This is a genomic window from Phenylobacterium composti DSM 19425, assembly GCF_059568645.1.
Genome location: NZ_JCANTT010000001.1, coordinates 127481 through 137231, shown reverse-complemented (window position 1 = coordinate 137231; position 9751 = coordinate 127481). Strand labels below are relative to the sequence as shown.

The following is a 9751-nucleotide window of genomic DNA, read 5'->3' as shown; positions in this document are numbered from 1 at the left end:
GCTGCCGGGGCATGACATCCGGCTGATCGACGAGAACGGCAAGGAAGTGCCCCAGGGCGAGATCGGCGAGGTGGTCGGCCGCTCGGGGGCGATGATGGTCGGCTACCACAACCAGCCGGGCAAGACCTCGGACGCCGAATGGTGGAGCCCGGAGGGTCTTCGCTACATCCGCACGGGAGACGTGGGGCGGTTCGACGAGGACGGCTTCCTCACTCTCATGGACCGCAAGAAGGACATGATCATCTCGGGCGGGTTCAACATCTACCCGAGCGACCTCGAGGCCGAGGTCATGCAGCACCCGGCGGTGCTGGAGGTGGCGGTTGTGGGCGTGCCCTCGGAGCAGTGGGGCGAGACGCCCGTGGCCTTCGTGGCCCTGAAGCCCGGCCAGGACATCGCCGCCGAAGAGCTCAAGACCTGGGTCAACGCCCGCCTCGGCAAGACCCAGCGCCTCGCCGACCTCAAGATCGTCGAGAGCCTCCCCCGCAGCCACATCGGCAAGGTCCTCAAGCGCGAACTGCGGGACTCTTATCAGGCGGCGACCGCTGGTTGAGCCGTCATTCCGCGGACACTAAGAGGAGAGGGGCCGCTGACCGAAAGTTCACCGCGAATGACCCCACGCAGAAGCCAGCGCTTCGAACGCCGCAGACGGGACATCATCGCGGTGGCCGTGGCGTCGTTGAACCGCCGGGGCGTGCGGGGCATGACCCTCACCGACGTGGCCGCGAAGCTCGGCATCGTGCCCACCGGCGTCAACTACTACTTCAAGAACAAGGAGGAGCTGGCCGAGGCCTGCTACCTCCTGGCGGTCGCGCAGTACGAGGCCCTGCTGGAGGCGGCGGAGGCGGCGCCCACGGCGCGGGAGCGGATCGCCGCGTTTAATCGCGGCTATTTCGAGTTCCGCCGGGCTGAGGCGCTCGGCCAGGCGGACAACATCGCGGTCTTCAACGACGTGCGGGCCCTGAACCGCGAGGCGGTCAATGTCGCCTACACCCAGATGTTCAGGCGCATGCGGGGGCTCTTCGACGGCGCAGGCGCCGAGGGACTCACGCGCCTCGAGCGCAATGCGCGCACCCACCTGCTGCTCTCCGAAGCGTTCTGGGAGGTGGTCTGGCTGCGCAAGCTGGAGCCCGAGGACTATGCGCGCGCCGCCGACAGGACGGAGTCGCTGCTCCTCGACGGCCTGATGGCCAGCGGGGCGCGATGGAATCCCCAGCCGCTTCCCGATCTGGCGGGCGATGCGGAGCCGGACGCCGGCGAGCTGTTCCTCCGGGCGGCCACCCAGCTCATCAACGAGGAGGGCTATGTCGGCGCCTCGGTCGACAAGATTTCGGCCCGGCTGAACCTCACCAAGGGCGCCTTCTACTATCACCACGAGACCAAGGATGAACTCGTGGTCGCGTGCTTCGAGCGCACCTTTCAGATCATGCGCCGGGCGATCCGCCAGGCCGAGCGGATCTCGTCGAGCGGCCTCCAGGCCCTGGCGACGGCCGCCGCCGCGCTCGTCGCCTGCCAGGCGTCAGGCGAGCTGCCCCTCTTGCGAACCTCGGCGCTGACGACGGCGCCGGTCTCCATCCATCCTCAGCTTCACGCCAAGTTCGACGGCGTGGCGGACCGTTTCGCCGCCCTGCTGTGCGACGGCGTGGCCGACGGCTCGGTGCGCCCGGTGGACGTCAATATCGCCGCCCAGATGCTGACCGCCATGATCAATGCGGCGGCCGAACTGCACTTCTGGACGCCGGGCATGGAGAAGGGCCAGGAGGTGGACCTCTACGTCCGCCCCTTCTTCGAAGGATTGCTCTCGCCCGGCAGGGGCTGATGCGCCGGTGGCCAGGCGACCAGTCCCGAGGGGCTGGCCGCCCGGCTGGCGGCCTTTAGAAGATTTCGAAAAGGCCCGCGGCGCCCATGCCGCCGCCGACGCACATGGTCACCACGCCGTAGCGCGCGCCGCGGCGCTTGCCTTCGATCAGGACGTGCCCCGTCGAGCGGGCTCCGGTCATCCCGTAGGGGTGGCCGATCGAGAGCGCGCCGCCCGAGACGTTGAGTCGGTCGTTGGGGATGCCGAGCGTGTCGCGGCAGTAGAGGACTTGGCTGGCGAAGGCCTCGTTCAGCTCCCAGATGCCGATGTCGTCGATGGTCATCCCAGCCTGCTTCAGCAGCTTCGGCACGGCGAAGACGGGGCCGATGCCCATCTCCTCGGGGGCACAGCCGGCGACCGCCATGCCGCGATAGGCGCCCAGGGGCGTGAGCCCGCGTCGCTCCGCTTCCTTCGCCTCCATCAGCACCACGGCGGCGGCGCCGTCGGAGAGCTGGCTGGCGTTGCCTGCCGTGATGTAACGGCCTTCCTTCACGAAGGAGCCGCCCTTGAACACCGGGGGCAGCTTCTGCAGGTCTTCCAGGGTCGTCTGCGGGCGATTGCCCTCGTCGGCCGACAGGGTGACTTCCCGGCGGCTTTGCTCGCCGGTGGCCTTGTCCACGACCAACATGGTGGTCGTGATCGGCGCGATCTCGGCGTCGAGGCGGCCCGCCGCCTGGGCCTCGGCGGTGCGCCGCTGCGACTGCAGCGCATATTCGTCCTGGGCCTCACGGCTGACGCCGTAGCGTTCGGCCACCAGCTCGGCCGTTTCGAGCATTGAGATGTAGAGGCCGGGAACCGACTGGATCAGGTCCGGGTCGCCCGCCCGGTGGTGGTTCATGTGGGCGTTCTGGACCAGCGAGATCGACTCGACGCCGCCGCCCACCGTGACGCTCATGCCGTCGACGATGATCTGCTTGGCCGCCGTGGCGATGGCCATCAGGCCGGAAGAGCACTGGCGGTCGATCGTCTGGCCCGCGACGCTTTGCGGGAGGCCGGCGCGCAGGGCCGCTTGGCGCGCAGTGTTGAAGCCCGTGGCGCCCTGGGGCAGGGCGCAGCCCATCACCACGTCATCGATCTCTTCCGGGGCCACGCCGGCGCGTTCCACCGCGTGACGGATCGCATGTCCCCCCAGGGCCTGTGCAGGCGTGTCGTTGAACGCGCCGCGGTAGGCGCGGCCGATCGGCGTGCGGGCGATGGAGACGATTACGGCTTCGCGCACTGTGCTTCCCCCATATTCCGTGGTTACAAATTGTTGAATCGGTATTGCGATGTTCCGGGACGATAGCGGCTTACGCCGAGTGAACAATGCCGTTTTTGCGTAAATTTGAGGATGCGGTTTGCAAACCGTATCGTTCTGGATAGTGTCTGGCCTCGAAGGGGGCGTGCCGGCCGTGCGGATCGACGCCGGTCGCTGCGGGCTTGTCGACGCGCGGCTCCGGACGTTCGCCGCTGCGGCTTGGGCGGCGCCCCGACTTCTGGAACCGCTTGAGACGAGTGAACGATGTCAACGACCGACCTGGACGCCGAAACCTACCTCGCCAAGGCTGAGCAGGACTGCTGGCTGGTTCCAGACATCCCCTCCGACACGCCCGTCCGGCCGGTGGCGAAGGTCGGCGTCATCGGCGCCGGCACCATGGGCGGCGGGATCGCGATGAACTTCGCCAACGTCGGCCTGCCGGTAACCATCGTCGAGGCCAAGGCCGAGGCGCTGGAGCGCGGCCTGGCCGTCGTGCGCCGCAACTATCAGGCTTCCGCCAGCCGGGGACGTTTCTCGATGGAGGAGGCCGAGGCCCGCTTCGGGCGGCTGACCGGCGCCCTGTCCCTCGACGCCCTGGCGGACTGCGACCTGATCATCGAGGCGGTCTATGAGGACCTGGGCCTCAAGCAGAAGGTTTTCGCCGACCTCGACCGCATCGCCCGGCCGGGCGCGATCCTCGCCACCAACACCTCCTACCTGGATGTCGATGCGATAGCCGCGGCCACCTCGCGGCCGCAGGACGTGGTCGGCATGCACTTCTTCTCGCCGGCCAATGTGATGAAGCTGTGCGAGATCGTGCGCGGGGAGAAGACGGCGAAGGACGTGATCGCCACCGCCCTGGCTGTCTCCCGGCAGATCGAAAAGATCGCCGCCGTGGTCGGGGTCGGCCCCGGCTTCGTGGGCAACCGCATGCTGTTCCCGCGCCAGGACCAGGCGAACCTGCTGATCCTCGAAGGCGCCATGCCCTGGGACGTGGACCGGGTGCTGCGCGAGTTTGGCTTCCGGATGGGCCCCTTCGCCATGAGCGACCTGTCGGGCCTCGACATCGGCTGGGACGCGAGTCGGTCGCGGGGCGAGACCCTGCGGGACGTCCTCTGCGAGATGGGCCGCCGCGGTCAGAAGACGAGCGCCGGCTACTACGACTACGACGCCGACCGCAATCCGCGCCCTTCGGCCGAGGTGGAGCAGATCATCTCCGACTTCGCGGCGCGGAAGGGAGTGGCTCGCCGAGAGATCGACGACGCCGAGATCCTCGCCCGGCTGATCTACCCGATGATCAACGAGGGCGCCCGGATCCTCGAGGAGCGCAAGGCGATCCGCGCCTCGGACATCGACGTGGTCTGGGTGCACGGCTTCCGCTGGCCCACCGACAAGGGCGGCCCGATGTTCTATGCCGACCAGGTGGGGCTGCCCGCGATCGTCGGGGCGCTCGGCCGCTTCGAGGCCCAACTCGGTCCGGCGCTGAAGCCGGCTCCGCTGCTCGCCAGGCTCGCCGCCGAAGGCGGGCGTTTCCGCGATCTCTGACGCCTAGGCTCCGCCGCGTCGGCGCCCGGGCGACGCGGCGGAAAGCTTAGGTTACCGGGCGGGGGAGGGGCGGATGGACCGCCATACAGGCACGCCGCGCAAGAGCGTGCTCGACAAGATCGGCTACGGCGCTGGCTCCATCGCGTTCGGGGTCAAGGACAACGGTTTCGGCACGCTGCTGGTGCTGTTCTACAATCAGGCCCTGGGCCTGCCGGCGAGCACCGTCGGCCTGGCGGTGATGATCTCGCTGGTGGTCGACGCGGTGATCGACCCGATGATCGGCCACGTGTCGGACGGATGGCGTTCCCGGTGGGGCCGCCGGCATCCGTTCATGTACGCCGCCGTCATTCCCACGGCCCTGGGCTTTTACTTCCTCTGGCACCCTCCGCAGGCGCTGAGCACGTCCCAGCTCTTCCTGTACCTGGTGCTGCTCTCGGTGGCGGTGCGGTTCTCCATCTCGCTCTTCGAGATCCCCAGCCATGCCCTGGTCGTCGAACTGGCCGAGGACTATGACGAGCGCACCAGCCTTCTGGCCTACCGCCAGTTCTTCGGCTGGGTCGCCGGCTTGCTGCTGTCGATCGCCTCGTTCAGCGTCTTCCTGAGGCCCACCAAGGACTATCCGGTGGGGACTCTGAACCCCGAGGGTTACGCCACCTACGGGCTCGTGGGCGCGCTGATCATGGGCGCAGCGATGCTCGGCTCGTCGCTGGCCACCCACAAGCACATCAAGACCTTCCGGCCGACGCCGCCCGCCCCCAAGCTGAACCTCCGCCAGACGCTGACGGACATCTTCGCCGCCGTGACCTACCGGCCGTATGTGATTGTGGTGGGCGCGGCGCTATTCGGCGCCATGGCCGCGGGCGTGGCCAATTCGATGCTGGTCTATTTCCGGCTGTTCTTCTGGGAACTCACCAACGACCAGATCTCGCTCATCATCGCGGGCAATTTCGGGTCGCTGGCGGTGGGCGTCTTTATGGCCGGGCGGCTGTCGCGATGGATCGGGAAGAAGTGGGGCGCCGCCGCGATGCTGGCCCTGGCCATGACCGTGAACCCGTCGCTCTACATGATGCGGGTGCTCGACGTCCTGCCGCCGAACGGCTCAACGACCCTGCTGGTGATCCTGGTGGTGGCGAGCTTCCTCAACACCGTCTTCACCATCGTCGGCGCGATCCTGTCCGCCGCCATGCTGGCCGATGTCGTGGAGGACGCCCAGGCCCGCACGGGGCGCAAGACGCCTGGGCTCTATTTCGCGGCGAACAGCTTCGCCCTCCAATGCGTGTCGGGCGTGGGCGTGATCATCGCGACCACCATCATCGACCTGGCGGGCTTCCCGGTGGGCGCCAAGCCGGGCGCTGTGCCGCAGGACACCTTGAACCGGCTGGTGATCTACGAGGTGCCGATCCTCGTCAGTCTCTACATCCTCGCCCTCGCCTGCGTGATCCTCTACCCGATCACCCGCCAGCGCCACGCCGACAACCTCCGCGCCATCGCAGAGGCGGAGGCATGAGGCGGGTGTAGGTCGGGTTCAGCCTGTCGGCGGGAGGGCCGGCGTCAGGGCGTCGAAGGCGGCGGGGGCGGTCAGGGCGTTCGCGCCAAAGCCCATGGTGGCGATCACCATGTCTTGCTCCGGAAGGACGAAGCAGAACTGCCCGCGCGCGCCGGACGCCATGAACATGGATCGAGGCGCGTTGGGCACTCGCCCGGTCCCATTCAGCCACCATAGAAAGCCGTAGGCGGGATTCAGGGGCGAGGGCGAGACGGCCTCCCGCACGTAGGCGGCGTCGATCAGGGGGCGGCCGCCCCACAGGCCGCCGTCCAGGAAGAGCTGCCCCAGGCGGGCGAGGTCGCGACAGGACAGGAGGATCGAGCCGCCGATCCGGATGTTGCCGGCCTTGTCCACGCCTTCCGGCTGGTAGACCAACGTCTCGCAGCCGAGCGGCCGCACCAGGTGCTCCGTCATGTAGCGATGGCTGGTCATGCCGCTGGCCGCGGCCACGATGTTGGCGAGGTGGTCGGCGGCGGCGCCATCGTAGTAGAAGGTTTGGCCCGCCGGGATGGAAATCCCATAGCCAGGGGGCGAGCCCGGCTCCCCCACAGTCTGCCACTCATACTCGACGCCAGGGCCGGGCGGGGCCGGGTCGTCCAGGCGCCTTGGCGGGACCGAGCTGGGCTTCACATTCAGTGTCCCGCCGGACGTCATGGTCAGCAGGTGGCGGATCGTCACCTCGGGCTTCAGGCCTGAGACTTCAGCCGGATGGTATCGGGCTGCGAGATCGTCGAGCGTCAGCAGGCCTTCGGTGATCGCGCGTCCGACCATGGCCGAGCCGAACGACTTGCCGGCCGAGAACGAGACATTGCGCCAGGTGGGCGTCGCCCGGGCGTAGGGCGTGTCCCAATACTGTTCAAAGACGAGCCGGCCGTGCCGGATCACCACCAGGCCCTGACGCTCTCCTGTCGCGCCGATCCGGGCCGCCGCCGCGGCGAGGGCCGCAGTGGACAGGCCATGATCTTCCGGGCGCCCGGGCCGCCACGGGCCAGCGCCCGGACCGCGCGTCTGGGCCTGGGCGCGGGCATGCGGCGCGAAAGCGACGCCGGCGACGGCGCCGAGGAGGTGGCGACGGTGCAGCATGAAACTACCGGTCATCTCGGGCGGTGGCGCGGACGGGCGGATAGCGCTCCATGAAGCGCCGCTCGACCGCGAACGGGTCTGCGGCCAGGCGAGGCGGCGCGTCGAACAGCATGACATTCCGCGTCTCAAGGTCGTAGGGCGTCCAGCGAGGCAGCCCGCCGTGGTTCGGGTCGCCGTGGCGCGCGAACGCCAGCCAGGCTTCAGCCATGCTGTCGGCCATGGCGCGCGTGGCCGGGGTCTCCGGTCCGGTGAGGTGCGGGGCGCGGGCCACGTTGTCGAACACGAACGGCACGTCGAGGGTGTGCTGGCTGTAGCGACGCCCGCCCTCCGCTGGGGAGCGCCAGGTGAGCTGGTACATCCAGGTCGGATTGTCCGGGCCGTTCAGACGGCTGCGCGCCTCGGCCATCAGGGTGGCGTTGCGGATGTAGGACCGCCACGAGGTGATCTTGAAGAACAGTTCGGGGGGCGAGGCGTTCGGCGCGCTTTGCCTGAACGTCTCCACGGCCTCGGCGACGTCGTCGTCCGGGAGATAGAGCCGCAGGCGGCGACGCAGGCCCGCGTCGTCGAGCTCGTAGACGGACGGGTCGCGCCCCAGCTGGTTTGAAAGCTCGGTTTCGGTGGTTCCCAGCATCATCGGGACCCGGGCGGTCAGGGCGGGCGCTTCGGGCAGGAACGGATGCTGGCTGAAGGTGACGCCGTCCATCACCGGTTCGAAGCGGTAGCCCGCCGCGGCGATCACGGCTCGTTGCGCGGCCTGCAGCTTGTCGAGCGGGACGGTCTGCAAGGCCCGGGCGTCCTGTGGGGCGATCCCCAGGGCTTTGAGCAGCGCCTCGGTGAGGCGGCCCGACTGTTCCCGCGTCTGCACCATCAGGTGCGAGCCTGACTGCACGACGCCTCGGTGGAAGAGGCCCGCCGCATCGCGGCCGGCGAAGCAGAGGCTCACCTTCCGGCCGCCGCCCGACTGGCCGAAGATCATCACATTGCCTGGGTCGCCGCCGAAGGCCTCGATGTTCTCGCGCACCCAGCGAAGCGCGGCCACCAGATCAAGGTAACCGCAGTTTCCGGACTGGGCGAAGTCGGCGCCGAGCGGGCCGGACAGGTCGCAGAAGCCGAGGACGTTCAGGCGGTGGTTGATGGTGCACAGCACCACGTCCCCGCGCTTGACCAGCCTGGCCCCGTCGTAAAGCGGGCTGGAGCCGCTGCCCGCCTCGAAGCCCCCGCCGTGAAACCAGAGCAGCACTGGCCGCCGCCGGCGGTCCGCCGCCGGGGTCCAGATGTTGATCCGCAGGCAGTCCTCGCTCATCGGCGTCGCCGCGGCCAGCCGCCCAGCGTATTGCGGGGCCTGGTCGCCATAGTCGAAGGCGTCCCGGACGCCGGCCCACGGTTCGGGCGGCCGTGGCGGCCGGAACCGGTGAGCGCCTCCAGTGTCTGCGCCGTAGCGAAGGCCCTTGAAGACGAGGACGCCATCAGCCTGGCGTCCTCTGACCCGGCCCTGGGCGGTCTCGACGACCGGTTCAGCGGCGGCCCAGCCACGAGCCGGAAGTCCCGCAGCGAGGATCGCCCCGCCTGCCAGAAATGCGCGTCGGTCCATGCCTCCCTCGTGTTCCGTAAAGCGGAACGATGTTTCATATATTCGGCATCGCTTTGTCTGGAGTTGTCAACCGGCGCTTTCCAGTGGAGAGGGACTCGGCGAGGAGGGCTCATGGACAGAGCCGTGCACCGGGCGTTCCGGATTCTGGAGGCCGTCACGCGGGCTTCGGAGCCCCAACGGCTGTCAGCTATCGCCGCTGAGCTCGACCTTCAGAAAAGCACGGTCCACCGAATCCTGCAGACCCTGGCGGCCATGGGCTACGTCCGCCAGGAGCCCAATGGCGGCCGGTACCGGCCCACGCTGCGGACCTGGGAAATGGGCTGCGACGTGCTGCACGCCCATCCGGTCAAGCGCGCCGCCGCTCCATTCCTCGCCGAGCTCCACCGGCTGACCCAGGAGACGGTGAGCGTGCTCGTTCCGGACGGGGACGACGTCATCTATCTGGACAAGCTCATCGCGCCGCGGCCGGTTCGCTTCACCACGCGCGTGGGCAGTCGCATTCCGGCGCCGCTTACCGCCGGCGGTCAGGCCATCCTGGCGCTGGAGCCCGATCCTCGGCCGATCGTCGAGCGGGTCGCGGCGCGCTTGCCGGCGGATCGCGGCTTCGACGTCGAGACCTTTATGGCGGCGCTGGAGACGGTCAGGTCCCGCGGCTACGCCGTATCGCGCAACAATCCGGCGGTCGTGAGCGTGGGCGGCGCGATTCTCGGACGTGACGGCCGGGCCGCCGGCGCCCTCTCGGTCTCGGCTCCTCTCGAGCGCACCGACGCGGCCAAGCTCGAATCGACCATCGAGGCCGTCCGGGTGACCTGCACCCGCATGGCCGAGGTCCTCGGCCAGATCTGACCCCAGCCTTCGCCTATCGGGACCGCGCCGTTCCGGCGAGCGGTCTTT

The 9751-nt window shown here is 68.9% G+C and carries 8 protein-coding genes; 5 read left to right on the top strand and 3 right to left on the bottom strand.

All coding sequences use genetic code 11. The features are described 5' to 3' along the window. Both BO64_RS00565 and BO64_RS00560 read left to right on the top strand, forming a co-directional pair. The coding region (locus tag BO64_RS00565; RefSeq protein WP_496401319.1) for a class I adenylate-forming enzyme family protein at positions 1-550 on the top strand (550 nt) is incomplete at its 5' end. A 57-nt stretch (positions 551-607) separates the two neighbouring features. Next, a complete protein-coding gene (locus tag BO64_RS00560) occupies positions 608-1816 on the top strand; it encodes a TetR/AcrR family transcriptional regulator (RefSeq protein ID WP_496401318.1) in 1209 nt (402 codons plus the stop codon). Positions 1817-1871: 55 nt separating this feature from the next. On the opposite strand, the gene BO64_RS00555 is transcribed toward BO64_RS00560, so the two are convergent. Continuing rightward, entirely contained in the window at positions 1872-3074 is a 1203-nt protein-coding gene (locus BO64_RS00555; protein ID WP_496401317.1) for an acetyl-CoA C-acyltransferase, read from the bottom strand. A gap of 282 nt (positions 3075-3356) precedes the next feature. Between BO64_RS00555 and BO64_RS00550 the strand changes: the two genes are divergently transcribed. Then, on the top strand, positions 3357-4637 hold the full coding sequence (locus BO64_RS00550; RefSeq protein ID WP_496401316.1) for a 3-hydroxyacyl-CoA dehydrogenase: 1281 nt from the start codon (positions 3357-3359) through the stop codon (positions 4635-4637). A 73-nt stretch (positions 4638-4710) separates the two neighbouring features. Beyond that, positions 4711-6144, top strand: a complete 1434-nt coding sequence (locus tag BO64_RS00545) for an MFS transporter (RefSeq protein ID WP_496401315.1) — start codon at positions 4711-4713, stop codon at positions 6142-6144. An 18-nt stretch (positions 6145-6162) separates the two neighbouring features. Here the strand turns inward: BO64_RS00545 and BO64_RS00540 are convergent, their stop codons facing one another. Beyond that, positions 6163-7266, bottom strand: a complete 1104-nt coding sequence (locus BO64_RS00540; RefSeq protein ID WP_496401314.1) for a serine hydrolase domain-containing protein — start codon at positions 7264-7266, stop codon at positions 6163-6165. Between the two features lie 4 nt (positions 7267-7270). Continuing rightward, positions 7271-8857, bottom strand: coding sequence for a carboxylesterase/lipase family protein (locus BO64_RS00535; protein ID WP_496401313.1), 1587 nt, complete (start codon positions 8855-8857; stop codon positions 7271-7273). Positions 8858-8968: 111 nt separating this feature from the next. On the opposite strand from BO64_RS00535, the gene BO64_RS00530 reads away from it, so the two are divergent. Beyond that, complete coding sequence (locus tag BO64_RS00530; protein WP_496401312.1) at positions 8969-9703, top strand: IclR family transcriptional regulator; 735 nt, start codon at positions 8969-8971, stop codon at positions 9701-9703. The last annotated feature ends 48 nt before the right edge of the window (positions 9704-9751 follow it).

Excerpts from the sequence above, each read along its gene's own strand:
- BO64_RS00560 (WP_496401318.1), top strand. The coding sequence starts at position 608 with ATGACCCCACGCAGAAGCCAGCGCTTCGAACGCCGCAGACGGGACATC.
- BO64_RS00550 (WP_496401316.1), top strand. The coding sequence starts at position 3,357 with ATGTCAACGACCGACCTGGACGCCGAAACCTACCTCGCCAAGGCTGAG.
- BO64_RS00545 (WP_496401315.1), top strand. The coding sequence starts at position 4,711 with ATGGACCGCCATACAGGCACGCCGCGCAAGAGCGTGCTCGACAAGATC.
- BO64_RS00540 (WP_496401314.1), bottom strand. The coding sequence starts at position 7,266 with ATGCTGCACCGTCGCCACCTCCTCGGCGCCGTCGCCGGCGTCGCTTTC.
- BO64_RS00535 (WP_496401313.1), bottom strand. The coding sequence starts at position 8,857 with ATGGACCGACGCGCATTTCTGGCAGGCGGGGCGATCCTCGCTGCGGGA.
- BO64_RS00530 (WP_496401312.1), top strand. The coding sequence starts at position 8,969 with ATGGACAGAGCCGTGCACCGGGCGTTCCGGATTCTGGAGGCCGTCACG.